Source organism: Bacillus haikouensis (assembly GCF_013179555.1).
In the GTDB taxonomy this organism is placed as follows: Bacteria; Bacillota; Bacilli; order Bacillales; family Bacillaceae_B; genus Rossellomorea; species Rossellomorea haikouensis_A.
Genome location: NZ_JABMCR010000019.1, coordinates 1 through 26,703 on the forward strand (window position 1 = coordinate 1; position 26,703 = coordinate 26,703).

Genomic DNA, 26,703 nt, shown 5'->3' on the forward strand with positions numbered 1-26,703 from the left:
GTTACCATATAATTTCAGTCCTGCTGCAATATTTAATGACATCTGATGACCACCATGAGGAATACAATTACGAGAAGACCATCCATTTTCCTCCAACATGTTTAATATTTTCATATATTCCACTAAACCATAGCTAAGAGCGCAGTCAAATTGTAAGAAATCAGTTTTCGGATTCATACCTGCGTAACGGATTAGGTTAGTAGCATCTTGTAAAGAAAACAGATTTTCACCAGTAGCTATAGCATTCGGATAAACTTTAGACAATTCTTCTTGTAATTTGTAATCTAAAGGATCTCCAACTTCTTCATACCAAAATAGGTTATAGTCCTTTATTGCATTACCAAATTCAATGGCTTCTTCTAGATTGAATCGGCCGTTAACATCAACCAGCAGGTTCTGTCCCGTACCGACTACATCAATAATTGCCTCAATCCGCTTTAGGTCTTCTTCTAAAGGTACACCTCCAACTTTCATTTTCACTTTGGAATAACCCATATCTAAATAGGATTTCATTTCATCTTGAAGTTCCGGGATACCTTTACCTGGAGCGTAATATCCACCTGCTGCATATACGAAGACTTTATCGTCAATTGTTCCGTCACCATATTGATCAGCCAATAGTTTATAAAGTGGTACCTCCTCAATTTTTGCTACTGCATCCCAAATAGCCATATCCAGTGTTCCAACAGCAACCGTTCTTTCACCATGACCTCCTGGTTTTTCGTTTGACATTAGAATGTCAAAAATCTTTTCAGGCGAGAAGTTGGTGCCTGATTCATTTATGATATCTTCCGAATTTGCTTCTAATAAACGTGGAATAAATCTTTCTCTTAAAATACCACTTGGTGCATAACGACCATTAGAATTAAACCCGTAGCCAACTACCGGCTTACCGTTTCGAATAACATCAGTCTTTACTGCTACAATGGAAGCATTCATCTTACTGAAATCAATAAAAGCGTTTGCAATACTACTGCTGATCGGTACCGCTCTTTCTACAACATCTACAATTTTCATTTTTGAAATCTCTCCCTTAAATAATTGATTAATACTTAACAAGAAAAAAATTAAATTTTATTTCTCACTTCTATACATGCAAAAACCATGCCAACCAATATTAAAAAATCCCCGGCAGTTAAAATTTTGATAAGATCGATTCATGATATATTTAACTTTATACCTATCCAAGCCTTTACTTAAATACATGCACCGCGTGCCATATAAGGGTATTTATTGATGTGACAATCGTTATCATAATCAAAAGTTAAATCGACAACCCTTTCCCTTCTCATGAAATCTTTGATAGATATTAAACTTGCTCGTCCCGTTTTTTTCATGTTTCGAAATTTAATTTTTACAATTAAATTTCGAAACATGAAGGTTGAAAATTCAAAAGAAAAAGAAATAGACCATTTCATATTTGAAATGGTCTATTTCATATTTGAAATCTTACGCCATAATGTTGTCTCACTAATTTCGAATTTCTGACAAAATTCTTTCTTTGTACCATTAAATTGGTGATAGAGTTTATTCCACAACTCTCTTTCCATATCTTTGTAGGAGTCAAGCACAGGAATAAGAATTTCTTGTTTTCTTTTAGGCAATGAAGTTTTGAGAAATTGTTCTAACCCCTCTTTTGTAATTTCGTAGTGAGGATAGGTAATGACTAAACGTCGAATTATATTCTGAAGTTCGCGAGCATTCCCCAGCCATGGATAGGATAAAAGTGGTGAAAAAGAAGACGTGTCCTGCCATGTCAAATATCGTTTTTCCCTATCCATTTCAATCTTTAAAAAATGGACTGTTAGAGGTATAATATCGTTTTTTCGTTCTCGTAAAGGCAATATATTAAGAGGCAGTGTGGATATCCGGTAAAAGAGATCTTCTTTAAACTTCCCTTGTTCAATAAGTTCTCCTATTGTTATATTGGATGCGCAAATAATTCTCACATCAACTGGGATATTACGATTACCACCAACTCGTCTTACTTCTTCCTCTTGCAATACTCGAAGCAGTTTTGTTTGAAAGGCACGAGACATCTCATTAATTTCATCCAGAAACAGAGTTCCCCCATGCGCCAGCTCTAAAAGTCCAGCTCTCCCCCCACGATTAGCACCGGTGAATGAACCTTCTTCGTAGCCGAATAATTCGCTTTCCAATAAGGGTTCACTTAATGAACCACAATTTAATGATACAAAGGGATTCTTTTGTCTGTTGCTAGCATTATGAATACTTTGTGCAAATAGTTCCTTACCCGTACCTGTTTCACCATAAATAAGAACTGTACCTTCTGATGGAGCATAGACCTCAGCCGTTTTTACTATATTTTTCATTTCATCATTAATAGTAATAATGTCAGAAAACGTATATTTAGCGATCAACCCTTTTTTAAAGACTTCTTTTCGAATTTTCAGTTCTAATTGTTTAATATCATTAAGTTTTTCAAACATCTGGACGGCCCCACCATACAGTCCATTTGTTCTGGTTATCAAGGTTGTGACCAGTACCTTTTGGTTTTCAATTTCAATAAGTACATTCCGATGATCTTCTTGATTATCGATATGGTGAATAAGGGTATCGTTCGAAATTACCTCGCGATATTCATTAGATTGAGCTAAGTTCTTCAAGCGCGGAAATATCATTTTTGCCTTCTCATTAAACGTTTTGATCCTGTTCTTTTCATCAACAACAATAACGGCTTGCTGCATGGAGTATAAAATCAACTCAAGTTCTTTGCGTTTGCTTTGCTCTTGATATTTCAATTCAAGTGTACGTATCGCTTGTTCCAATGCTAGTTGTAAAGACTCTTGACCAGATTTCAGAAGATATGTATAAAGATTGTTTTTTTCAGCAGATAGCACTGCACGTATATCTCCAATAATCGAATCAACCTGCTCCGTTTTTATTAGATCCTTAAGTAATTGAGTTAACTCTTTTGAGTGGTTATAACTTAGGACTTGTACCGTTGCATCCTTAAAGTCTAAAGAAAATGCTTCTGTATCTTTAATTATTTGGTCGAACATTAAAACAACTATTTTCCGATATCCCTTCCCATATACCTGAGAAACCGCACGTAATAAATCATACGGAGTAACTGGTATATGTACGTAGGGGATTTGGGCTTCAGTATGTAAATATTCACCAAGTCCACCTCTAGAGACAATAACACTTGCTGATGCAGGGATTTCTTCTAATGTTCGCTCATACGGAAATAAAGTTTCTAAGAAAGTAACATTATAAGGTCGATCAACCATCTGTTTTTCCATTAAGTGTTTTTGCTCTTTTGTCAAATCGAAAGGAGCAATAACATAAATATTATCCATCACTAGCCCTCCAGATATTTTTTCCTCTATTTAAATAGAATAGACTCTAACACCTATTTGTATATTTTATATCACCCTCTATTAAATTCCTATTTAATCACCATTACTAGAAATTAGAATCTGATTCCAGTATCATTCGTTACTCCCTGTAAAAAATGATTATTTGTTCTCTTCCGGTAGCTTTCTATATAATGTCATTTCACAAATTTGATTTACAATCATTCCTCCCTCTTTATATAGATTTACTGCATAATTTATTTCTGCGTGATTTTTATGATCTTTCTTTAACCAACCTTTTTTCTTTTCTTCTTTCTTAGCCAGCTTAGTATATTTTTTAAATATGAAGTGAAGTAGACTAACGCTGCTCCACCTGAGTTAAGAATAAAGTCATCTATATCTAAAGTCACAAACTGCAAATACCTCAATACAGATACTTAGTAAAAGAGAAAAGTACGCCCTATGATGATCAAATAGAGTCACATCTTAATAAGATCTATTCCCATTTATTGTATGTTTGTTTAGAGATTCTATATTTTTCAAACACTGTTTAGTCTAACCTAAATGATTTTTGTGAAATGAATAGCTTCTTGTTTGAAAGATAAAACTATAACGACATTAATTTCAATAAAAGGAGTGATTTCTATGGAACATGAGCCTGTAAAACGAATCAAAACCACAAAAATAGGGATAAAAACTAACGATAGTAATGAACAATTAACATCAGCTGAAATGGGTAAACTTTGGGTAACTTATGAGGGAAATACTATGGCAAAGTGTGTTCTAAGTTATTATCTCCAGCATGTTGATGATCAGGACATAAAAAAGATTATAGAAAATGCCCTATCGTTAAGTGAGTCGCTAGTGAAAAGGATTAAAGAAATACTTGTTAAAGAAAACTTTCCTTTACCAGTTGGATGTACAGAAGAAGATGTGAACTTAGGGGCGCCAAGGTTATTTTCAGATGAATTTTATCTTCACTACTTAAAATATGCAATTAAAGCAGGATTAAGCATTTACTCCATTGCCATACCTTTAGTGACAAGAAAAGATATAAAGGATTTCTTTATTCATACTCTCGATTCCACCGTAAAACTTATAACACAAATTAACGAGGTATTAGAAGAAAAAGGGGCTTTAGTAAAGCCACCTAAAATTCCTATTCCAAAAAGGATTGATTTTGCTAAGAGACAAAGCTATTTACATGGTTTTTTTGGAGATAATAGACCCCTTCACGCCCTAGAAATTTCACATCTTTTCGACAATACTGAAAATAATGCAACGAGTAAAGCCCTATTAATTGCATTTAGTCAAGTTGCTAAAACTGAAAAGGTTAAGAAGTTCATGATTAGAGGAAAGGAAATTTCCAATAAACATATAGAAGTCTGTTCACAGAAACTACATAAGGATAATTTGCCATCTCCAAAATCCTTAGATGACTTAGTGTCTGTTTCTACTATTGCTCCTTTTTCAGACAAATTAATGTTATGGCATAAAATAGATATGTTTTCCATGAAGATTAGGTCTTATGCAAATGGTGCCTCTCTCAACGGAAGACGTGACATCGGAGCGATGTACGCTAAGTTTATAATGGATGTTAGCCTATATGTTGAAGATGGAGCTAACATTATGATTGATCACGGATGGATGGAGCAACCACCAGAAGCTGTTGATCGTGAAGATTTGGCAAAGGGTTAGAATGATGTGATAAATGAAAAGGAAAATGTAATTAATAGAGGGTATTACCCTTCCCGGCTTTAGGCAGCTTTTAAACGGTAAATATTTTATAGGTGTTGTGCTGGTGTTTTTAGAGTTGTGATTAATGTTCAAGTGATTCTAAACAAATAATAACCTTACGTTTTCATGCTGGCATTGAGCAGGCATATCCTTGTTTTCCCTTGAATTCCTCCTACTATTTTTCTTTTAATATTGAATACTTTTGATTCGCTTTATAGTAACTTCTACCTAAAAAAACAACCATAAGTGCGGGAAACAACTTCAAAAGAACAAATGGAGTTTCAAATAAAAATGCTTTCCAAAATAGTGCTTTCTCCATACTCCAAAGACCTTCATGATATAATGTCGAATCCCTGTAGTACATAAAAGAATAAGCCAGAAACATCATACCCAACCAAAAGGAATAGCCCCTTATTCTTTTATAATAATGACCCTTAGATTCGCGATCAGAGAAAATTTCATTTTGAGCATCATTTTCTTTTTGCCAATATCGTATTCCACTAAGCCAGGAACCCTTTATATAGTTCCAACCGAAATCCTCATATATCCCTTTGTATTCCATGAGCTTTTTCTTAGGTAAATAATCTTGATAATCAAGTCGCATAACATATCTCTTTTCAGTTTTTTCGAAAGTGTATATTCCTAATCCACTAATATTTGTACAGCGATAGCCTTTCTGTAATTGCTCGTTCAGCCATTGCTCTTCTTTTTCAATAGTAAAGAAAACGTTAAACTTCTTCATTTGATTCACTTCCTTCATACAAGGATAAAATATGCAATAGTCTTTCCTGTTCCATTTTCAAAACGGCGCTTCCTTCTGTCGTTATCATATACATTTTTCTCCGGCCTGAATTTCCAACAGCTTCGATCCAACCATGTTTATTCAAGTTTTCAATCGCACCGTATAATGTACCAGCAGCTAAAATAACGGTACCATTACTTATGTGTTCTATCTTCTGCATAACAGCATAGCCGTGGAGTGGCTCACGTAGAGCTAATAAAATATAATGCATGGTTTCAGACAACGGCAATAATTTATGTTTCATACTCTCACCCTCTATTCAGTTTAACTATATAGTTCAACTTAATAATAAGTTATTACAGTTCAACTGAATAGTCAACAGCTATTTTAAAATTCATCAAAGGAACGTAAGCTAAATTCAATCAAAAAAAGTCGATTTCCTTTACGTTGGGAAATCGACTTATGTGTATTCTTATTCAATTTAAATGGCCCGATTATACAATGCAGTCTGTCACTCACCCTTACTCCAGTAATTAAACCATACAGATAAATCACCAATAACGTTCGTATGGCTCACCACTGCCAAGCTTAAGCCGGTTTCCTTAGTTAGGGAACGGTTCTTTAATTTTTTGTCAAATAGATAGAAACGGATAAGTCTATAATGTGTGGATTTTTCCATTTCGACGTTTCACAATGTCGATGACTTTATAAAAGAAATAAAATAACTTGAAGCTGACATAGTGGCATATGACACGATTCTTGAGCACCGTTGATGGTGCTTTTTTTGATGCACAGCCGCCCGTTACAAAAGAAAAAATTTACAATACAAGATCTTTTTCGTGTGATAAAGTAAACGAAATAGTTGAATAAAAAAGAGGAGGAAAAATTATGTATGGAACGATCAAAGAGCTATTAGACGAATACAAATCGAAACGAGTTTCCCCTGTTGAAGTGACCAAATGGTATTTGGAGAGAATTAAACGATTAGACCAAGGGATCAATTCTTTTATTACCATTACAGAAGAGGCAGCTTTACAACAGGCAGAGAAAGTGGAAAGAAGAATGATGACAGAGGGTGTGAAGGGTGTTCTGGGAGTTCCATTGTCCTTTAAGGATAACATTGATACAAAAGACATCCTGACTACAAGTGGATCGATTATTGACAAAAAGCGATTTCCTGAAAAGGACGGAGCAATTGTTAACATTCTAGAAAGGTTTGGCAGTATTCATTTAGGCAAGAACAATATGTATGAATATGCCTTTGGTATTACGTCACAAAACCCATTTTTTGGAGATGTCATCAATCCATGGGATAAAAAAAGGACAGCAGGTGGTTCAAGCGGCGGTTCGGCTGCAGCTGTGGCGGCTAATCTTTGCTTAGGTTCCATTGGGACCGATACTGCCGGATCCATTCGTGTTCCTTCTGCCTGTTGCGGGGTTGTCGGATTAAAGCCCACTTATGATCTTGTTAGTATGGAGGGCATAAAGCCATTATCATGGTCTCTTGATCATGCGGGTCCGATTGCACGCACTGTTGAGGATGTAGCTATTATCATGCAGGCTATCACGAAAAATCCGTATATTATGTCTTGTACTGCAGATATTAAGGGGCTTCGAGTAGGAATACCAAAACATTATTTCAACGAACAAATAGATAGTGAAGTACAGGAGTTGTACGAAAAAGCAATACAGAGATTTGAAGAGCTCGGCGCCAATATAGTGAGAGTGGATTTTTCCTATTTAGAAAACGTTATTGACATTGCAACAGTCATCGCCACCTCTGAAGTTGGTTATGTACATAAGGAACAGAGCGAATCCTCTATCCACTTATACAGCGAGGGAGCACAAAAAACGTTTTTAAAAAGCAGGGAACTAACAGCATTACAATATATTACGGCATTGAAAAAAAGAGAAGAATTGACTCTTAGGATTTCAGAAAGCTTTTCTGAAGTAGACGTGATTCTTACTCCGGTGAGTCCAATAAAAACGACGATAACTCAGGCAGATCAGGTGACAATCAATGGTGTAACAGAATCCATTAGCGATAGTATGATCCGCTTCACGAGTCTTTTCAATATAACGGGACATCCTGCATTATCAATCCCCATGGGGCTGTCACATGATGAAACTCCTATTGGATTGCAGATTATTGCCAATCACCATAACGAAAATCTATTGTTTCGTGCTGGATACAGTTATGAACAATCTACGCTGATAGAGGTATACGAAAAAAGAGTCACCAAGTGTGAAGGAGACAACAAATAGAGAGAATCTTTCACTCTGAACATCAAGTACTAATAATTAGAAAAATTAAATAATTCAAATATTTAGTATTGACTCAGGTAATTTGTATATATTAAGATACAAAGGAATACGTATTCGTTTTAGATTGATTGTTTCCTAGTTCATCAACATTTCCATCAGCAGAAATTTTTTTATCTAGAATTGAATGCGCATTCAATTTTTTATCGGTGTTTTCGAATGCGCATTCAATTTTTATGGGTTTTATCATTTGGGCTACGATTCAAACGTGAGCTTGAAGATAAGTTGCTCAGGAAAAGAAACAAATCTAACACAAAGGGAGGAACTTTAATGAGTAAATTCAGAAAAACCCGAATGGTCACCATTTTCGTCTTGCTATTGTCACTTCTAATTGCCGGCTGCGGCAGTTCAGAATCAGGGGGAGAAAGTACAGATGGAAAAACGGTAAAAGTGCTGCTTTCAGCAGGGAGCGTTGGGCAATTTAACGCCTGGAAAGCAAGAAGTAAAGAATTTACAGAAGAGACAGGCATAAAAGTTGAATTTATTGAAACACCATATGAAAACCTCCTTGAAGAAATTACTGCTGATGGTATTGCGATGGGAGGAGCTTATGACCTCGTCGCACATCTTGACACAATGGGCTCTTCCATCAACCAGTTTTTAGAGCCGCTTGATACATTTGCGGAGCGTGACAACTTTAACCTGGATCGCTGGCCTCAAGCGTCAGTTGATCGTTCTACATTTGAGGGAAAGCTTTACAGCTTACCTGTAAGAGCACATGCTCAGATGATGTTCTACCGTAAGGATATTTTTGAGAAGCTTGGCCTTGAACCCCCAAAAACTTGGGAAGAACTTGAAACAGTCTCTAAAAAAATCACAGATAAAACTGATTTATACAGCATCGCCCCTTACTATGGGGCTGGGAACAATGGTCAGAATTTGTTTATGTGGACATCCTACCTTTGGAGTAACGGTGGAAAGATTTTTGACGAGGATCACAAGCCAGTATTCAACAGCGCTGAAGGTTTAGAAGCTACACAGAGATATTTGGATCTTCTAGTGACCGATAAAGTTGCCCCCCCTGGCTCTGTGACCTTTGGTGAGCAGGATTCCAGAACCTTCTTCAAACAGGGTAAAGCTGCAATCTGGATTGGCTGGTGGTGGGTGTACTCAGAATTCAATGACAACAAGTCTTCATCTTCTGAGGTTATCGGAAATGTTGATTTCGCGCCTGTTCCTGGATGGGAAGGAAAAGAAGCAGTGTCAAACGTAACCACATTTCCTCTTGGAATGATGAAAGGGTCTAAAAACAAGGAAGCAGCATGGGAAGTCCTGAAATGGATTGCAGACCCTGAAACGGAATTGGATATCGTCATGGATACATTAAAAGATGAAGCCCCATCTGACCAAAAGTCTATCGTTATCACACAAAGAGAAAACCTAAAGAATGAAGAACTGAATGAATTAACAAATGGTTTTTACAATGTTGGTGCTGATAACCTGGAGGTTGCGAATACCTTGCCAAAAATGAAGGAATGGCCTCGTGTTTCGGATATCATCAGTTCTGCGATTTCAAAAATGGCGACAGGTGAACCGGTCGAGCCTGCACTAAATGAAGCAGCTGAACAAGTAGAGAAATTATTAGAAGAAGCCGGTTATTACGATTAAGGTTAGTTGATTTTTTCTCTTTACACGGGTATCCGGGATAGCAAATACACCTTTCTTTCCCGGATAGTCGTAATGAACAGAAGGAATTAATGCCAGAGAACAAACCAGTCTTTCTTAACCTTTTAATAGTTTGATTGCGGTTGGTTCCAAAAAGTAGGGGGAAGATATAGTGAACAAAAAGCTTTTTAAATATTTGTTGTTAACGCCCGCTCTTATTCTTATTTGCAGCACAACCTTATATCCATTAATAAGATCTTTTTGGATCAGTTTACATGACTGGGATTTAAAGGAATCTGCGGAGATGGGCCCCTTTATCGGATTTGATAATTATATCCGAGCTTTATCCGATTCCCAGTTCTGGAACAGCGTATGGATTACATTTATTTTCACAGCAAGTACCGTAGTCCTAACGTTAATTTTAAGTATTTTTGTTGGACTATTGCTCAGTAAGGAAAAAAGATACCTCTCTTACTTACGTGTCGTGCTCATTATCCCGTTTGCCATGAGCCCTGCATTGGTCGGGTTTTCCTGGAGGTTCATGCTAAACCCTGACTACGGATTCTTTGATAAAATTATCGGATTTCTCATCCCTCCGCTGGCTGATGTGGTATGGCTGGGAAGTAGTACAACCGCTATGATCGCACTTGTCTCGGTCGTCATTTGGATCTGGTTGCCATTTATGAGCCTCATGTTTATCAGCGGTCTAATGGGCATGCCAAGAGAAGTATTTGAAGCGGCTCAAATAGACGGAGCTACACGTCTTCAAACGTTGTTTCATATTACCCTGCCTATGCTTAAACCGATTATTTTGATCGCATCAATTCTAATGACCATGTTCACGCTTAAGGCGTTTGATCCGGTTGTCACTCTAACAAAAGGCGGTCCTGGTAATTCAACGGAAGTATTAAACTTCTTCATATACAAAACAGGCTTCCGATTTTTTGATATGGGCTACTCCTCTGCCCTAGGCTATATTTTAGCATTGATCACGATTGGCTTTGTCATTATTTATATGAGGAGATTAGTGAAAGGAGATGATTGGAACTGATGAACAAAGGCACAGCGTTACCCCAAAAGAAAAAGTTACTTTCAAATAGAACCATGTCTTTTTTAGAATTCCTGTGCGTCATTTTGGTTGCTATCTTCTTGTTTCTACCAATCTTCTGGATTGCATTAACCGCTTTTAAACCGGAATCCGAGGTTTACACGACCAGCATTTTTTTTCAAGCAACCCTGGATAATTTCAAAGCGGTTTTCAGCTCATCATTTGATTTAGGTAAGTATTATTCAAATAGTATAATCGTGGTGTTGTTCACACTAATCATCACTATCCCAGTCAGTGTTCTTGCATCCTACAGTCTTTCGCGTTTCAAAATGCGAGGAAAGCAGTTGTTTATGTTTGCGATACTTGCTACTCAGTTTATCCCGCTCATTGTAAACGTTATTCCTTTCTTCATCATGTTTCGGAACTGGGGAATTATTGATACTACACTTGCCTTAATCATTGTGAACTTAGGACATACGATACCCTACGCCATTTGGCTTATAAAAGGGTTCATCGACCGAATTCCGATTGATATGGAAGAAGCCGCGACCATAGATGGGGCAAATAGGTTACAAGTCCTCTGGCATGTATTATTACCTCTTGCAAAGCCCGGTATTATTACCGCTACCGTATTTTGCTTCGTCATAACATGGAATGAATTTATGTTCGCTCTTGTGTTAACACAACAAGACGCTGTAACTTTACCGGTTGCATTGTCATTCTTTAACGGAGAAAAAGGGGTCCTATGGAATCAAATGGCTGCAGCTGGCATCTTGTTCGTTCTGCCTACTATTGTGTTTATGCTTCTTGTAAGGAAGCAATTCATCCTTGGTATGACATCTGGTGGAGTGAAATAATCTAACTATCAAACGGTGAAAGGGAACTAGGTAATGAGAATAACGGTCAATGATATAGCCAAGGCAACCAAAGTCTCACAGTCTACTGTTTCAAAAGTGCTGAATAATTATCCAAAAGTGAAAGAATCGACCCGACTGAAAGTGTTGAAGGCTATCGAAGAACTAAACTTTACTCCAGATCCCATCGCTAGAAGCATGATTACGAAAAAGACGAAGACACTCGGGTTAATTTTAGGGGATATTTCGAACCCTTACTTTGCCGAATCAGCGAAGATAATCATAGAAAAAGCAAAGGACTTAGGGTATGACGTGATTATTAGTAACACCAATCATAATGATAAGGATCTTGATTCAGCTATACAGACCCTTCTCAATAAACGGGTTGACGGTCTGCTGATTGCATCTGCAAGCTTACATTGCTCACAAGTGACGGAACTGCTTAAAGCGAAATTTCCTGTCGTACTCTTCATCAATTTGGTTGAAAACGACGATGTAAACCATGTCGTATTAAAAAATAAAAAGGGGGCCGAACTCGCTGTTGACCATCTAGTTGAATTAGGACACCGAAATATTGCGTTCGTTTCAGGCTCCTTTAAATATTCCACTTTGTATCAAAGGTATATAGGCTATCAGGCTGCACTTCAAAAACATAGTCTGCCAATTAAACAAGAGTATGTTTATAATGAAGAGTTTATCAACGAAGAGTTTTTATATAAGAAAATTTATCGCTTTGTAGATTGTTCTCTTTCGTCAAAAAACGCTCCAACCGCTTTTTTTACTACATCCGATCAGATGGCATTTGCAGTTTTGGATGCGGCAGCGAAGAAAGACATACGGATTCCTGAAGATATATCGGTTATTGGATTTGATGATATGAATCTTTCTTCTAATGAGGCAATTGCGCTAACAACTGTTTCACAACAGAAAGAAAGAATGGCGACACTGGCTTTGGAAAGGCTGGTGATGCTGATTGAGAATGGAGATACTGTGTCAACACCGATACAATTAACGCTTGAACCGGAATTAATTATCCGGCGGACATCCGGCAAGGTGAAGGAACGGTTATAAGTGAAAAACAAACAAAACAAGCATTTATTAAATTTTTAAAAAAGGGTGATTATCATGGCAGAAAAACAAAATAACATTACAGAAACGCCTGTTAAAGAAAAGAAACCTTCAACTAAGTTAGCCGCTTCTCCAAATAATTTTATCTTTTACGCAGACGCGGATGACGTAAACATGATCGATTCAAAAGATGATTATGACTATATTAATATGGAACAAACTCAACAAAAGAAACAGCGCATGAATGGATTTAGTGATGAGTATAACAATATCGTTGATTATATAGTGAAAATCACACGTCAGATATGGAAAGAAAAGGATATCGGCTTGATTTATGATACGTATAGTACAAGTATTTCCGTTCATAAAGGATTAATCAATAGCCATGGCGTCAATGAAGTAATCTCTGGAGCGTTACAAACCCTTCATGCATTTCCAGATAGAAAAGGACTTGGCTGGAGTGTCATATGGTCAGGGGATGATGAACAAGGTTTCTTTACTTCGCATCGCGGACGTTCCTCTGCAACAAACCTTGGTGACAGCTTTTACGGTCCCGCTACAGGAAAGAAAGTAATTTTCAGAACGTCTGCCGACTGCATGATTTTAAATAATAAAATATTTGAAGAATGGCTTGTCATGGATACATATCATCTCGTCCAGCAGCTCGGATTTGATCCGGTGGAGGTAGCTAAAAGAATTGCTAAGGGTACCCGTAAACTTGCTCCATCTATCCAATTCGGTTTCAACGAAACTGCTGAGACTGGCCTCCCGCCTAAAATCTTTAAACCATCTTCGGACACGTTTGAAATTGGTGAGTTCATGCAGATGGTCTTTAATCGGGTTTGGGCACGTCGCTCCTTTAATTTTGTCAGAGAATTTTATGAAGATAATGCCGTCGTTCATTACGTCTGCAATAGAGACATTATTGGCGTAAGTGAAATTCAGGGAATGTTTATCAGCCTTCTTGCGTCCGTTCCAAATGGAAAAGTTATTCTTGAACGGGTGACATGCAACAGACGAGGTTCGGACACTGATTGGGACGTCGCAGTAAGATGGAGACTACAAGGTTTACATGAAGGGACAGGTTATTTCGGCGCACCAAGTGGAAAACCACTTGATATTAGCGGAATTAATCATTATAAAATCAGAAATGGAAAAATTGCGGAAGAATGGTTCCTGTTCGACGGTATAGAAGTATTACGTCAGATTCATTTGCCAAAAGAAGAAGAAGACGAGCACAATGAAGAAACAAACCTGGATAATAATGAGGATGGGAATTTCACAGGGGTTTCTTAAAGCTATTTATGGGCGGATCTTTGGTAATCCGTCCTTTATAATACAAAAATAGGAGGTAACATCATGGAATATATCAAGCAAGCAGAAGCAATCGAGCATATTACTTCAAGTGAAGTAGAGCAAACGGTAAAGAATATCATTTCAGACGTTCGATCAGGCGGTGATGCCGCTGTTAAGGTATTTGAAGAAAAGTTCGGGAACTCTTCCCGTCCTGTCCGGGTGAGTGAAGAAGAGATTGACCATTGCATGAATACCTTACCTAACAATGTAAAGGTACTGATTGATCGAGTCGTAGACAGAGTATCAGACTTTGCAAAGGCGCAGCTTGATTGCCTTTCCCCGTTCGAAAAGGAATTTGGGAAAGGGATCCGAATGGGACATCGCATTGTTCCAATAGAAAAGGTCGGGGCATACGTACCTGGAGGACGCTTTCCTCTTCTATCATCTGGTCCTATGGTTGTTGCCCCTGCAAAAGTAGCCGGGGCTAAACAGATTGTTGCTTGCAGTCCAGCGAATTATGAAGGCGGTATCCACCCTGCTGTCCTGTATGGCCTAATCCGTTCAGGGGCTACAGATATTTTCGCAATCGGCGGAGCGCAGGCTATTGCTGCTATGGCATATGGAACCGAATCCATCCCTGAGGTAGATGTCATTTCAGGACCAGGTAACCGTTTTGTAGCCGAAGCAAAACGTCAAGTATTTGGAAAGGTCGGCATTGATCTTATTGCCGGACCAAGTGAAGTCATGGTCTTTGCTGATGAAACAGCTTCCCCAAGAAAAATTGGGGCTGATCTGCTTGCTCAAGCCGAACATGACCCGTATGCAAGAGCAATTCTTGTAACGACCTCCCGTACAATTGCCGAAGATACTATGAAGGAAATCAATCAATTATTAGCGGACTTCTCATCTACTTCACCTGCACATGAATCCTGGACAAAAAGAGGAGAAATCATTTATGCAGTTTCAATTGAGGAAGGATTGGATATTTGTAACGATTACGCAATCGAACATCTTCATTTGCATATGAAAAATAGCCGGGATTTAATGGAACGTCTTTATAATTACGGTTCCTTGTTTATTAGTGAAGATAGCTCAGTCGTTTTTTCCGATAAAGTATCTGGAACAAATCATACATTACCAACACAAAAAGCAGCTAGATATTCCGGCGGACTATGGGTCGGAAGTTATTTAAAGGTAGTCACTCATCAGGAGATTACAGGAGAAGGGGTACAGTTCTTGGCATCCCACGCTGAAGACCAATCTGAAATCGAAGGATTAGAAGGCCATAAATTATCTGCTACTGTGAGATTGTCTTAAATTTATAAGACGAAAACGATCCCCATACTTTAAAAGTATGGGGATAATACTTATCACCTGAAAAAATATTTCTATTAAGCAAATTAGTTATAAGTTTCTTTTCTTAGAGGGTTATACTTTTTCTGGATTTTTAAATTTACTCGCTTCAACAACTTGTTCTAAAGATTTTAATATGACTGAAATGGCTACAATCCCTACATAATTGGCGCCTTTTTCAAAAGCCTTCTCTGCTCCTGCCGAATCAGCAGCCACAGTCCCAATTATAACGTTTTCTTCAGCAGCTTCTCGATACAGCTTGCTAACGACCTTTTGAACTTCGGGATGTTTTGGCCCTTCCGATTTATAACCCATGTTGACTGATAAATCAGTAGTCCCAATGAAGGCCGCATCAATTCCTTCTACGCTTATAATTTCCTTGAAATTCTCTGCAGCTGCAAGTGTTTCAATGTGCGGGATAACTAATATGTTTTCATCGGAAGCATCTAAAAATTCTTCACCACTGTCTTTGCCAAATCGGGCTGCTCGGTGTGAGTAAGCTGCCCCCCTTGTTCCTCTCGGAGGGAACTTTGCCTTTCGAACAGCTCTTTCTGCGTCTTCCTTCGTATTAACCATTGGAACTTGAATTCCCTTCGCTCCTCTGTCTAACGCTTTTTGAATGCTTGAATTATCATAGGAAACACGGACAATCGGAACGACATTGACGGATTCTGCTGTGCGAATCATATTTTCTAATTCAGAGTGACTGAAAGCCCCGTGTTCATCATCAATTACAACAAAATCAAAACCGGAATAACCCATTATTTCGACCAAATTCGGCGAATAAATTCCTATAAAACTTCCTAGTACCTTTTCACCGTTCTTAAGTTTTTCTTTAACTGCGTTTTCCAATGAACACCGCCCCTTATTCTCCAAAATATTAACCTCTGATCAGTGTTGAACACTGATCAGAGGTCGAATTAACATTCATGTTCGAGGATGACCCTTTTTATAAATCTGTCAGTAACAAGTCCTTTAATGCATTGGTGACCTCCTCAGGCTGCTCCAAACTACTTAAATGGCCACAATGTTTAACAATGACTAAATTAGAGTTAGTAATACTATTCGCCATTTCTTCGTGTAATTCTATGGGGCATACCGTATCTTCCCGGCCAACTAAAAGAAGTGTCGGACACTGAATGTCCTTTAATCGTTCTCGTGCGTCTGTCCGGGCTTTTAATGCGTTCAATTGACGTAAATACGCTTCTGGACCAATTTGTTTAGACATGTTAATAATCATTGATGTTAATTCCTTTTGATTCAGTCGATCAGAATGTATTAAATTCGGCAGAAGATGATTTTCTGTAATTTCACTGAACCGGCCTTCCTCAATCATTGCAGCAAAATGATCCCACGTTTCCAGTTGTTCCGGCCTTGGTCCATAAGGATTGGAATCAAGTAAAGCGAGCTTCGTAATTCGCTCAGGTGCTTGACGAATGATCTCCATCGCAACAATACCACCAAGCGACAAACCAGCGAGCGCAAAACGTTCGGGAGCATTATTTAAAATCGACTTTGCCATTCCTTCTATGGAGTCATCTTTTGTAAGGTCGCCAACTGTGACATCAGCAAAATCTGCTAGATTCCTAAGCTGATGATCCCAAAGTCTTTCGTCGCACAGTGTACCCGGTAATAAAATTAAGTTCTCTTTTTCCATTTTATAATTCCTTATTATTTTTTGCCTGCGCGAAGTTTTTCTGCCATTTCTTTTTCAAGTTCTTCGAAGTTTTCAGGCTTAATCATTTTTCCAGTTTCATTGGCATGAAAACCGAATTTCTCCGCTTCTTTAATAACTTGCGGCGACCAGTATGGGTCTTTTCCATCAAAAGCTTTATGTTGCTCAAGTACTGCAAAGCACCAAGCATCCTCATCACTAACATTTTCAAAACCGCGCCATAATCCAGGTGGTAATGAAATCATGTCCCATGTATCTATAATGGTTTCGCCTTCAATTTCATTCTCGCTGTTTCCCCAGTAAAAACGCCATTTCCCTGTGAGCGGAACGAAGGCTTCAATATAATCATGGGAATGAAAAGCGGGTCCATTTCCCGGAGGCGCTTTTACCATACCAATTTGAAAGCCGTGCGGCTCTGTGATTTCAGGTGAATATTTATCATTTTCACTTGCAGTATCTCCAATTAGTGCATAGTTAAGGCGCTGATGCCCAGGTAAAATACTATCGATAAACATTAGCGGAATCGCCTTTGATTTTAGTTCGTCAAAGCGGACAATCCAATTTTTCTCCATTTCTTCATTAGAAACAACTTTTTTTACTTTTGGCTGTTGTGTAATCATTATTAATCTTCCTTTCTATATTTGATATCTAGATAAATCGTATTTAATATAGGGAATAACTGCCTTACTTATTTTATAATTTAAATGTGACAAGCTTTAACTCAGTCATTTCTTCAACTGAGTACTTTATTCCCTCACGGCCAGTTCCGCTGTTTTTCACTCCGCCGTATGGCATTTGGTCAACACGGTATGTTGGAATATCGTTGATCATCACCCCCCCAACTTCCATACGATTTGCGGCATCAAACGCTTTTTGGACAGAAGTCGTATAAATACCCGCCTGGAGCCCGTAGTTGGCATCATTCACAAACTCAATTGCTTCATCAAATGTTTTATAAGGTGTGATATTCACAATTGGCGCGAAGGCTTCTTTACAATTTATAGATAATTCAGCTGAGCCTGCTGTAACAATCGTAGGTTGTAACACAGCATTATTGCGCTTACCTCCGTACGTAATTACAGCTCCTGATTCTGTTGCCTCATGAAGCCAAGATTCCACTCTCTTCGCTTCACTTTGGTGGATCATTGCTGAAAAATCTGTATCCTCTGACATCGGATCACCGATGACAAGCTGTTTGGTCTTTTCAATGAACTTATTTAGAAATTGGGTATATAATTCATCCTTTACGTATATCCGCTGGACAGAAATACATACTTGACCAGCAAAGCCATAAGCCCCTTCCACGCAACGAGCGGCCACGAAATCAAGATCGTCTGTACTGTCAACAATGACCGCAGAGTTTGAACCTAACTCAAGAGTTACTTTTTTAAGTCCAGCTTTCTCTTTAACACCCAGACCGACTTCGAGACTTCCAGTGAATGTGATCATTTTGATACGTTGATCTTTTAGAAGTTGGTCACCAATAACGCTGCCTTTACCAATTACGACGTTTAATACATCAGCAGGCAAACCTGCTTTCTCAAAAATTTCCGCTGTAAGTAACGCACTTAACGGGGTCTGGCTTGCCGGTTTAAGCACGACTGAATTCCCTGCAGCGATGGCGGGTCCCAGTTTATGGGCTACGAGGTTAAATGGAAAATTAAATGGTGTAATCGCAGCAATTATTCCTAATGGTTCACGGATTGTGTAAGCAAAACGCCCTTTCCCATTTTTGGCTGCATCCATCGGAATCGTTTCCCCATGAATGCGTTTCGCTTCTTCTGCTGCAAATTTATATGTTTCTATCGTTCTGGCAATTTCAGCACGCGCCGCCTTTAATGGTTTGGCACATTCTTTTGCCAGAATAATAGCTGCCTCTTCAGATCGTTCTTGGAATAACCTTGATACTTTTTCCAGGATTTCAGACCTTTCCAGGGACGTCATATTTTTGATGACTTGTGCTCCCCTTTCTGCACTATCCAGCGCCTCCTCCACTTCACTGGCAGATGTTAACGGTACAATCGCAATAACCTCATCACTATATGGAGATTTTAATTCGTAATATTCACTGCTTTCTTGCCACTTACCCGAAATGAATAGCTTCTTTTTTTCAATATTTTTCAACAAATTCATCACCCCTTGTTTTTAGTTTTTAATACCGTGATACGCTTTTTCATAGATTTGTAGAATCTTCTGTTCTGTTAAACGATAAGGAGTATTTGATAATAGCCGTTCAATCCCTGAAGCTTGCTTAGCAAGAAGCGGTAAGTCTTCTTTATTAATCCCAAGCTCTGATAACGACGTCGGAAGGTCGAGGGTAACGAGCAATTCATATAAGTATTGAACAACAGCATCCAAGGCTTTGTGAGGGTTATTGTTAAAATCACCGAGTTGTAAGTAGGATGCAACATTGGTCATTTCTTCCGTGCAAGTTGTCCCTGTTACCTCAAACACATACGGCATGAGCAGCGCGTTGGCTACACCGTGTTCTATGTGATACTTTCCTCCTAACGGATAAGCTAGTGCATGAACGGCACCAACACCGGCATTTGCTAAGGATACTCCCGCCAATGTACTAACCCAGCTCATTCCAATGCGTCCATTTATATCTTTCCCATTATGGACAGCCTTGGTAATGTTAGAAGAGAAAAGTTTCATAGCTTTTTCAGCATACATCTTCGTTAATGGTGTCGACCGGATTGCGACATACGACTCAATCGCATGGGTGAAAGCGTCAACTCCTGAAGAAGCTGATACCCTTGTCGGGCACGAAATCGTAAGGACAGGGTCAACAATAGCAAGATCGGGAAGAAAGCATCCACTGACTATCCCGCGTTTTAGCTCCTGTTCCTCGTCTTCGAAAATCGCATTCATCGTGACCTCTGATCCTGTCCCGGATGTTGTCGGCAGTAAAATGCATTTTGTGCCTCGGGATTCAATCATTGCCTCCCCTTTCAAATATGGTGTGACATCCTCTTTATCCGCTAGTGCTGCTGTTGCTTTTGCGACATCAAGTGCGCTCCCGCCACCGATCCCAATCACCAGCTGACTGTTTTCCTTTTTAACAAACTCAACTGCCTTATTTAATAAACTTAACGTTGGTTCACCATATATTTCTGTAAAAATACTAACTTCAAGTCCCAATGGCTTAATTAAATCTAGTACACGCTGAACGACACCCACCCGTTCTAACCCATTATCACTAATGACAGTTAATTTTTGCACTTTTAGCTTTCTAACTTCGTCTGCCAAAGTATAGAATGTGTCGACACCAAAGCGAAAATTACCAGGCATTGAAAAGTCCTGAAATCCAATATTGTTTAGCTGTTCCTGTTTTGTTAAAGTTTTTACAGTCAATATTTTTCCTCCTAATGTTTTTATAATGTCAATCAATTAACCAGTATCCTTTTTTTTAAGTCTACTTTTGACATGGATACTCTTTTTTGAATGCGCATTCAAAAGTCTCGAAAAAAATAAGTTTTCTCAGTAACATCTAAATACTTAAATTGCTGTCCATCCTCCATCAACCTTGATTGTTTCACCTGTGATAAAGTTTGCCATATCAGAAGCAAGGTATAGAACTGCTCCTGTGACATCTGATGGTTGTGCCAGTTTTCCCAGAGGAATCCGATTTAGAACATCTTGATAGAATTCCTCATCTTTAAACATATTGGCTGTAAATTCTGTTTGGATAAAGGTTGGTGCAACGGCATTTACTTTAATGTTATTGGGTGCCCATTCAACCGCAAGAGCCTTTGTAAGCTGTACTGCTCCCCCTTTACTGGAACAATACGCTGCCCGTTTGATATAACCAACAAATGCCATTTGGGAAACAATATTGATAATTTTACCTCTACTTTGTGGAATCATATATTTTCCGGCGCGTTGTGAGCAAAAGAAAGTTCCTTTAAGGTTCGTATCGATAATTGAATCCCAATCTTCCTCTGTGACATCCATTACAGGCTTCGGAATGTTAACACCCGCGTTATTAACAACAACATCAAGACCACCCATTAAACTTGCTGCATCATCGACCATTTTGTATATTTCCGACACATTTTGCACATCTGCTGCGACTGAGTAACATTCAGGATTATGTTTTTTCAATTCTTGAGTAGTGTCTGACAACGATGGTTTATTCCGCCCGGTAATAGTGACCATAGCTCCAAGCTTTGCAAAAGCAACAGCAATATCCTTTCCAATACCTTTACTTCCACCTGTAACTAAAACTTTTTGACCCTGTAACTCATTAAAATATTCCAATCTTTCATAACCCCCCAGCACGATTGAATTTTGGTTTAAACTCAAATCATAATGAATGAGTTGTCTTTCGTGGAATTAATTCGGGTTCTAACATAATTTGTATAGGTGAATCCAAATCATTACTTTGTTCAATTAGAGAAACAAGTTTTTCCAAAACTAGATTTGCCATTTTTTCTTTTGGCTGCGTTATTGTTGTTAGCCCGATAAATTGATTTTTAGCCATATCAATATCATCAAATCCAATTACAGATAATTCATTTGGAACATCGATATTTTCACTGGCCGCTGCATCTAGCACAGCAAGTGCCATTTGGTCTGAAGCCGCAAAGATACCGGTAGGTCTATTTGGTTTTTTCAGTAATTTTTTTGTAAATTGGTAAACTTCATCGTAGGAGAATTCTTTGTCATATATGAATTGGTCATTCACTTCTATTCCTAACTCTTTAAGTCCATCTTGAAAGCCTAGATTTCTAAGATGTGTTGTCAAATACTTTGAAGGACCTGCAATGTAGCCGATAAGACGATGGTTTAAATCATACAGATGTTGAACTGCGAGCTTAGCACCATTGTAGTTATTGACCGCTATATAATTTACTTTGTCATGATTCATAATGCTGTTATATAGAACAATAGGAAAGCCCTGATCATAAAGCTCCTTTATTTTTTGGTTGTCCTTATCAGCAGATGTAACGATGATACCATCGACTCGTTTCCCAATCAGTGTTTGAATGTATTTATCAAGGTTCTCTTCTTTATGGTTTGTGTTGCATAAGATTACATCGTATTCTATCTCTTGTGCTTTTCCTGTAATCACCTTTGCTGATTCCGCAAAAAATGGGTTCGTTATATCCCCAACAATCAAACCAATTGTTCTCGTTTTTTTACTTGCAAGACTTCTTGCTATTTCATCTCTTGTAAACCCTAATTCCTTAATAGCCACAAGTACCTTTTGTTTCGTCGACTCTTTAATATGCGGATAATTATTAAGTACTCTGGATACCGTCGATTGAGAAACCCCAGCTTTGCTGGCAACATCATAAGCACTAATTCTGCCACTCATAGACCCAAACCCTTTCGTCACTTTAAAACTTATCATAACTATTAAACTCCAGATGTTTTGAATCCGGATTCAAAACAATTGTATCTTAATCTTCTGATAATTTCAATTAACGTTGTACAATTTTTTTAAATTATTTAATAAATTACCTTAATCTTACCATAAAGTTCCACTAACCTGCCCTTTCGTAATATAAGGTCAAAACAGCTGCATCGGCTGAAGCTGAAGCCGTATATCTTTCTTCTGATATCCAAGTTGAACAGCAAGCATTCGACTTGGATGAAGATACTACAGTGAGCCTTACTTCAGAAACCATGAAAGAGATCATTGATTCTTTAGGAATGAACATCCGTCAGTCAGCATTGGAAATCGGTATTGCCCATACCACCCTCTCCCGCTATATCAGAAAAGAAAACAAACGACAAAACAAAAACAATGATGCGAAAATGCTGAATTGGTTACATGAAAAAGCAAAGTCGAAAGGGCCAGGGACAAAACGAATAAACCACGACATAAAAACGAACAATTTCAGCGTATGTTCTTAATACCGCTAATGATTTCCGTGCAAGACTTCGCTTTCCGCGGGTAGCCCGTGAGTCTCCTCGGCAAGCCTGCGGGGTTCACTTGTCTAGCTGCAGGGCTTAGAGGCACATGTCATAAGCCAAACCGACCAAGAAGGCAAAAAGCGCCTTCCAGGACGATTCGTCTTATGCCACCCGCCTCTTAGCAAAGCCCTTCCGCTTTTCTAATAAGCTACTTTTCCCGCAGGAGTCTTCGTCTTGCACTCCAATCAACCGCTGGAAAGAGCTAAAATCTAAATGTACATTAAACAAAATAAAAACCCGAACTAATTTGACTGTAAGAAGGCAAATTAGTTCGGGTTTTACCTAGACTAAAACACTTTTGTCCCACCCTCTTTCATATGTTCTAAATATTGTTATCATCATATATGTCGCTATTAACATTAACATATATGTTACATATAAATTTATTCTAATATTAACAATAAAATTAAGGTATTAATTAAGATGATTTCATGGAAATCAAAGCTATTGGACGTAAATCCCATTATTTATATCTCTTATTTTGCTTTCAGAAAAAGTTACCTTTTGGTACAGAACAGCTAAAGTCAAATTTATAATCAATAAAGGCAATAGCCTTCGTTTTAAATATTCATTATTCTAACCCCCATTTCAATGTAGTTTCTCTCAGAAACTAAGGCCACACCGACCAGCCAAGTATGTGGGTGGTCGGTGTGGCCAAAGAATGGCGACCATGTATTTGGATTATTACCTCTACTGTTTCAGTTTCTCGAAATTCATTCAGTTATCTTTACGAATGAAAATGTCCTCTTGCCACATATGAAACCCATAAATTAAAATACCAAGCATTGATGTCATAATGACATCTTCCATAGGATTAATTTTTATAAATTGAATGATGTTTCTATTGCCCAATAAATAATTTTCAAACACAAAAGTATAAAAGATTTAATAGAAAGTCAGCAACAACAAATAACCAAAACCTTCCGTAAGTGAACTTGATAATCCACATAGTTGCTACTGGTATCGCTCCATAAAGATAAGAAATATTTTGCAACGGAAAAGCTGTTTCATTATATTTCCACCATTCCAATGAAACACCAGCTTCAAGAATCAAAGCACTGGTGAAAATTGCAAATAAACCAACTGGCATATAACGCTTAACATCCTCTTTTTTCATTAAGAAGAGTGTAAACCATGGAACTATAAATATACTCCACAAAATCATTTGATTACTCATGACAAACCGCCTTCCATAATACAAATACCCTGTAGTTTTCCCCTTTGGCTTACATTATTTTTCCCAATTTTTCTTATTTAAATCAATCTATATCCTATATTATCCAGGGTAGATGAAACTTTAAGGTATTATGCCTTACTACATTTTTCTTTCCCTCACTTCCTATATGCTTTAAGACTAAGTTTTACACCGTCACTACTCCCGAAATTCTAAATTAATCAATCAAAATTCACATAAAAAAGAACCGGGATGGCGTTGGTGCAATCCTGGTTCTCCTGGTTTCAATACATATTGGCTCCTGTTTTCTCCCCTTCTTTGAAAAAACCTTTTACATTTTGAAAAGCAGCTTCTTATGAAATTTTGCCAGTAGATGATATCTCACAGAGAAGATCAGGTATTACTAATCAAAATTCAGCATGTGGACCGACCTCAGGAGCAATGATTATTGATTACTATCACTATCACTACAGCTATAATGTACGAGATAACGCTTATTATGGTTCGTGGGCTAAATTAGTAAATCATTTATATGGAGAAATGAACACAAATTGGTATGGAACAAGTATGAGCGAATGGCCATGTAACACACGATGTTCATGCAAGTGCATGGAGTTATAATTATATGAGCGCTAGTGGAAATTCATATAATTACACTAATAGTATTGAAAAAGGATAAATTGAAGTGAGTGGGTGACAATGATTCAAAAACAACCAACAATGGTTTCAGTAAATATATGCTCTTTATGACAGTCGTTCCTCAGCACAATATATTACGCCGAATAAATGATTTAGGACTTTTCCTTTATTTTTTTCGAGGAGTTAAAGGATAAAAATTCACTTCCGAGCGAAACCAAACGGGAAGGTTGTATTATCAAAAAGTTTGAACCATAGCTCATCAGATGCCACAAACTTGAGCGACGAATAGCATTGAATCTCCTCAAAATCTTTGTCACTATATCATCGAAATACGACCCTACCTGGACTTGAGAATAACTCTCCAGTGATCCTGTTCTGTTATAAATTGAAGAAGATATGGACTGATTTCCTATTATTGCGTCCGATAACATACTAGATCATCAATTTCCTCACTTAACTCAGGAAAGTGTTTCTTAAAAGATTTTACTACCTTCGTAGTTTTGCTAAAAGTATATTTTTTATTTCGTCATAAGGAATCCATATTTCTCTACTTTGAATTTGATCATAGAGAGACGATATAACAGTATCACGGTAATCAGGAGGGAGCTTCCTAGGTGTATGTCTCTCTATCATCTTTTCGTGGTAAAGCTTATAAAGTTCCGTTGCAAGCCAGCCCTTTTGACTATTTTTCATTGGAGAAAATCGTTTGTTTGAAGGAGTTTTCCATTTACCGTTATATGATCTTTCATTAAGAACAGTCCTTTAATCTTACACGACTCAACATTAAAATTGACCATATTCTTATTTCCTCATCCTTTATAGAAGAACAAGCGTCTTCACTTATTACATAAACGCCCCCGTTACTTGAATAAATGCTCTTTGTTATTTACTCAATACTAAACGATTGAATTCTTCTACTGTTTCAAAGTAATATTTGGATTCTAATTTCATCTGCTGCTTAATTTCAGGAATACTGTGTGACCAGCCAGCAGCAGCAAAATCCACATTACAACTTCTCGCCATATCCAATCCAGGCTTTAAATCATCCAACATTAGTGCTTCAGTTTCTTGAAGATTAAAGCGTTTTAAAATTTCCTTAATTGGATATGGATGTGGTTTTCTCTGCTCTTCAGGAAGTTCCCATCCAAAAATCGCGTCTGGAACAAATCCACAATGAATAGAGTAATCTCTTTCAATTCGGGTTCTTTCAGAATGAGAAATGACCGACACAATTCCACCTTGTTTTTTAAATTGTTGAATTGTCTCTGCAAACAGTTCATAGAAGTCTGGTACAGTTGATTCGGTATATTTTCTCCATACTACTTGCTGATGTTTTTGCTCTTCTTCTGTGAATTTAATGATGTCTTTACATAGAGAAGAAAAACCTGGATTGAAACAGTATCTAACAAACTCTTCAAAAGTAATAGGTTTATCATTAGGTCGCAAGTCTTTAATTGCCTCTACAAATGATGGATAATGTATATTTGGTGTGCTTTTTACTGCTGTATCATCGTGGTCCAATATTAAACATTTATATTTTAAATCCATAAATATCCCCCTGTAAAATCGTAATATCCTATTCATTTATACATTACATTAGAAAATTTTGATAGCTACTTCCATTAAGATGCCCCGTTGCCGAAGATGCTACGTTTGCTGATGAAACTGAAGGGAGGCGGCTGCTTGTTCAGCAAACGCCCCCTTTAATTAATTGAACAAAAAATTCACTTAACCTTGATTATTAAAAGTTTTATAATATTCGATAACTAAGATAATTAGACCCAACAGTGTAAAAAATACCCCTAACATGAATGGAAACCCTAAGAATAGTGACTGTACAACTTCATCTCCATATTGTTTCGCCCCAAAAATTGCATGCCATAGCTTTGACTTACCAGACCATGCCGTCATATGTGTTGCATATATTGTACCAGATAAAATAATG

General features: G+C 37.8%; 23 protein-coding genes and 1 pseudogene. 9 read left to right on the top strand and 15 right to left on the bottom strand.

All coding sequences use genetic code 11. The features are described 5' to 3' along the window. The 3 genes and pseudogenes from HP456_RS03575 to HP456_RS24975 all read right to left on the bottom strand — a co-directional run. Positions 1 to 1,017 (bottom strand): enolase C-terminal domain-like protein (locus tag HP456_RS03575; RefSeq protein ID WP_172248636.1); only part of this gene is annotated, 1,017 nt, incomplete at its 3' end. A 413-nt stretch (positions 1,018 to 1,430) separates the two neighbouring features. Next, positions 1,431 to 3,323 carry a sigma 54-interacting transcriptional regulator gene (locus tag HP456_RS03580; protein WP_172248637.1) on the bottom strand — a complete coding sequence of 631 codons (1,893 nt, stop codon included), beginning with the start codon at positions 3,321 to 3,323 and terminating at the stop codon, positions 1,431 to 1,433. 159 nt (positions 3,324 to 3,482) lie between these two features. Next, a pseudogene (locus tag HP456_RS24975) lies at positions 3,483 to 3,647 on the bottom strand (recombinase family protein); the annotation flags it as partial. Between the two features lie 318 nt (positions 3,648 to 3,965). On the opposite strand from HP456_RS24975, the gene HP456_RS03585 reads away from it, so the two are divergent. Continuing rightward, the gene (locus HP456_RS03585; protein WP_172248638.1) at positions 3,966 to 5,018 is read left to right on the top strand and encodes a DUF3231 family protein; all 1,053 of its coding nucleotides are present in this window, start codon (positions 3,966 to 3,968) and stop codon (positions 5,016 to 5,018) included. A gap of 214 nt (positions 5,019 to 5,232) precedes the next feature. On the opposite strand, the gene HP456_RS03590 is transcribed toward HP456_RS03585, so the two are convergent. Together HP456_RS03590 and HP456_RS03595 are read right to left on the bottom strand one after the other, a co-directional pair. After that, positions 5,233 to 5,799, bottom strand: coding sequence for a DUF2812 domain-containing protein (locus tag HP456_RS03590; RefSeq protein ID WP_172248639.1), 567 nt, complete (start codon positions 5,797 to 5,799; stop codon positions 5,233 to 5,235). After that, positions 5,786 to 6,103, bottom strand: coding sequence for a PadR family transcriptional regulator (locus HP456_RS03595; protein WP_172248640.1), 318 nt, complete (start codon positions 6,101 to 6,103; stop codon positions 5,786 to 5,788). The genes HP456_RS03590 and HP456_RS03595 overlap by 14 nt, the downstream gene beginning before the upstream one ends. 584 nt (positions 6,104 to 6,687) lie before the next feature. On the opposite strand from HP456_RS03595, the gene HP456_RS03600 reads away from it, so the two are divergent. The 7 genes from HP456_RS03600 (at position 6,688) to hisD (ending at position 15,309) form a co-directional block, all read left to right on the top strand. Continuing rightward, entirely contained in the window at positions 6,688 to 8,064 is a 1,377-nt protein-coding gene (locus HP456_RS03600) for an amidase (RefSeq protein ID WP_172248641.1), read from the top strand. Positions 8,065 to 8,391: 327 nt separating this feature from the next. Beyond that, complete coding sequence (locus HP456_RS03605; protein WP_172248642.1) at positions 8,392 to 9,729, top strand: ABC transporter substrate-binding protein; 1,338 nt, start codon at positions 8,392 to 8,394, stop codon at positions 9,727 to 9,729. A 169-nt stretch (positions 9,730 to 9,898) separates the two neighbouring features. Continuing rightward, positions 9,899 to 10,777 (top strand): carbohydrate ABC transporter permease, encoded by an 879-nt coding sequence (locus HP456_RS03610; protein WP_172248643.1) that lies wholly within the window; start codon positions 9,899 to 9,901, stop codon positions 10,775 to 10,777. Continuing rightward, a complete protein-coding gene (locus tag HP456_RS03615) occupies positions 10,777 to 11,631 on the top strand; it encodes a carbohydrate ABC transporter permease (RefSeq protein ID WP_172248644.1) in 855 nt (284 codons plus the stop codon). The genes HP456_RS03610 and HP456_RS03615 overlap by 1 nt, the downstream gene beginning before the upstream one ends. 33 nt (positions 11,632 to 11,664) lie before the next feature. Then, complete coding sequence (locus HP456_RS03620; RefSeq protein WP_172248645.1) at positions 11,665 to 12,699, top strand: LacI family DNA-binding transcriptional regulator; 1,035 nt, start codon at positions 11,665 to 11,667, stop codon at positions 12,697 to 12,699. Between the two features lie 54 nt (positions 12,700 to 12,753). Continuing rightward, complete coding sequence (locus HP456_RS03625) at positions 12,754 to 13,992, top strand: ester cyclase (protein ID WP_172248646.1); 1,239 nt, start codon at positions 12,754 to 12,756, stop codon at positions 13,990 to 13,992. 63 nt (positions 13,993 to 14,055) lie between these two features. Then, positions 14,056 to 15,309: a histidinol dehydrogenase gene (gene hisD / locus HP456_RS03630; protein WP_172248647.1), complete on the top strand. Its 1,254-nt coding sequence runs from the start codon at positions 14,056 to 14,058 to the stop codon at positions 15,307 to 15,309. Positions 15,310 to 15,420: 111 nt separating this feature from the next. On the opposite strand, the gene HP456_RS03635 is transcribed toward hisD, so the two are convergent. The 7 genes from HP456_RS03635 to HP456_RS03665 all read right to left on the bottom strand — a co-directional run bounded on the left by HP456_RS03635 (position 15,421) and on the right by HP456_RS03665 (position 22,343). Further along, positions 15,421 to 16,197: an HpcH/HpaI aldolase family protein gene (locus HP456_RS03635; RefSeq protein WP_172248648.1), complete on the bottom strand. Its 777-nt coding sequence runs from the start codon at positions 16,195 to 16,197 to the stop codon at positions 15,421 to 15,423. 97 nt (positions 16,198 to 16,294) lie between these two features. Continuing rightward, positions 16,295 to 17,002 carry an alpha/beta fold hydrolase gene (locus HP456_RS03640; RefSeq protein ID WP_172248649.1) on the bottom strand — a complete coding sequence of 236 codons (708 nt, stop codon included), beginning with the start codon at positions 17,000 to 17,002 and terminating at the stop codon, positions 16,295 to 16,297. Positions 17,003 to 17,016: 14 nt separating this feature from the next. Next, a complete protein-coding gene (locus HP456_RS03645; RefSeq protein WP_172248650.1) occupies positions 17,017 to 17,640 on the bottom strand; it encodes a cupin domain-containing protein in 624 nt (207 codons plus the stop codon). A 73-nt stretch (positions 17,641 to 17,713) separates the two neighbouring features. After that, positions 17,714 to 19,147, bottom strand: coding sequence for an aldehyde dehydrogenase family protein (locus HP456_RS03650; RefSeq protein ID WP_246288709.1), 1,434 nt, complete (start codon positions 19,145 to 19,147; stop codon positions 17,714 to 17,716). Between the two features lie 18 nt (positions 19,148 to 19,165). Next, a complete protein-coding gene (locus HP456_RS03655; RefSeq protein WP_246288711.1) occupies positions 19,166 to 20,377 on the bottom strand; it encodes an iron-containing alcohol dehydrogenase in 1,212 nt (403 codons plus the stop codon). A 144-nt stretch (positions 20,378 to 20,521) separates the two neighbouring features. Next, positions 20,522 to 21,283 (bottom strand): SDR family NAD(P)-dependent oxidoreductase, encoded by a 762-nt coding sequence (locus HP456_RS03660; RefSeq protein ID WP_172248652.1) that lies wholly within the window; start codon positions 21,281 to 21,283, stop codon positions 20,522 to 20,524. A gap of 46 nt (positions 21,284 to 21,329) precedes the next feature. Next, positions 21,330 to 22,343 carry a LacI family DNA-binding transcriptional regulator gene (locus HP456_RS03665; RefSeq protein WP_172248653.1) on the bottom strand — a complete coding sequence of 338 codons (1,014 nt, stop codon included), beginning with the start codon at positions 22,341 to 22,343 and terminating at the stop codon, positions 21,330 to 21,332. A gap of 272 nt (positions 22,344 to 22,615) precedes the next feature. Here HP456_RS03665 and HP456_RS03670 point away from each other — a divergent pair, with 272 nt between their 5' ends. After that, positions 22,616 to 22,885 (top strand): hypothetical protein, encoded by a 270-nt coding sequence (locus HP456_RS03670; RefSeq protein ID WP_172248654.1) that lies wholly within the window; start codon positions 22,616 to 22,618, stop codon positions 22,883 to 22,885. Between the two features lie 922 nt (positions 22,886 to 23,807). Here HP456_RS03670 and HP456_RS03675 read toward each other — a convergent pair. The 3 genes from HP456_RS03675 to HP456_RS24820 all read right to left on the bottom strand — a co-directional run. Continuing rightward, a complete protein-coding gene (locus HP456_RS03675; RefSeq protein ID WP_172248655.1) occupies positions 23,808 to 24,122 on the bottom strand; it encodes a hypothetical protein in 315 nt (104 codons plus the stop codon). A 1,518-nt stretch (positions 24,123 to 25,640) separates the two neighbouring features. After that, the gene (locus HP456_RS03680) at positions 25,641 to 26,306 is read right to left on the bottom strand and encodes an HAD family hydrolase (protein ID WP_172248656.1); all 666 of its coding nucleotides are present in this window, start codon (positions 26,304 to 26,306) and stop codon (positions 25,641 to 25,643) included. Positions 26,307 to 26,486: 180 nt separating this feature from the next. Next, positions 26,487 to 26,703, bottom strand: a 217-nt coding sequence (locus HP456_RS24820; RefSeq protein ID WP_216663164.1) for a hypothetical protein, incomplete at its 5' end; no start/stop codon positions are given.

Excerpts from the sequence above, each read along its gene's own strand:
- HP456_RS03605 (WP_172248642.1), top strand. The coding sequence starts at position 8,392 with ATGAGTAAATTCAGAAAAACCCGAATGGTCACCATTTTCGTCTTGCTA.
- HP456_RS03585 (WP_172248638.1), top strand. The coding sequence starts at position 3,966 with ATGGAACATGAGCCTGTAAAACGAATCAAAACCACAAAAATAGGGATA.
- HP456_RS03640 (WP_172248649.1), bottom strand. The coding sequence starts at position 17,002 with ATGGAAAAAGAGAACTTAATTTTATTACCGGGTACACTGTGCGACGAA.
- HP456_RS03600 (WP_172248641.1), top strand. The coding sequence starts at position 6,688 with ATGTATGGAACGATCAAAGAGCTATTAGACGAATACAAATCGAAACGA.
- HP456_RS03620 (WP_172248645.1), top strand. The coding sequence starts at position 11,665 with ATGAGAATAACGGTCAATGATATAGCCAAGGCAACCAAAGTCTCACAG.
- HP456_RS03665 (WP_172248653.1), bottom strand. The coding sequence starts at position 22,343 with ATGAGTGGCAGAATTAGTGCTTATGATGTTGCCAGCAAAGCTGGGGTT.
- HP456_RS03675 (WP_172248655.1), bottom strand. The coding sequence starts at position 24,122 with ATGAGTAATCAAATGATTTTGTGGAGTATATTTATAGTTCCATGGTTT.
- HP456_RS03625 (WP_172248646.1), top strand. The coding sequence starts at position 12,754 with ATGGCAGAAAAACAAAATAACATTACAGAAACGCCTGTTAAAGAAAAG.
- HP456_RS03590 (WP_172248639.1), bottom strand. The coding sequence starts at position 5,799 with ATGAAGAAGTTTAACGTTTTCTTTACTATTGAAAAAGAAGAGCAATGG.
- HP456_RS03580 (WP_172248637.1), bottom strand. The coding sequence starts at position 3,323 with ATGGATAATATTTATGTTATTGCTCCTTTCGATTTGACAAAAGAGCAA.
- HP456_RS03680 (WP_172248656.1), bottom strand. The coding sequence starts at position 26,306 with ATGGATTTAAAATATAAATGTTTAATATTGGACCACGATGATACAGCA.
- hisD (WP_172248647.1), top strand. The coding sequence starts at position 14,056 with ATGGAATATATCAAGCAAGCAGAAGCAATCGAGCATATTACTTCAAGT.
- HP456_RS03645 (WP_172248650.1), bottom strand. The coding sequence starts at position 17,640 with ATGATTACACAACAGCCAAAAGTAAAAAAAGTTGTTTCTAATGAAGAA.
- HP456_RS03595 (WP_172248640.1), bottom strand. The coding sequence starts at position 6,103 with ATGAAACATAAATTATTGCCGTTGTCTGAAACCATGCATTATATTTTA.
- HP456_RS03615 (WP_172248644.1), top strand. The coding sequence starts at position 10,777 with ATGAACAAAGGCACAGCGTTACCCCAAAAGAAAAAGTTACTTTCAAAT.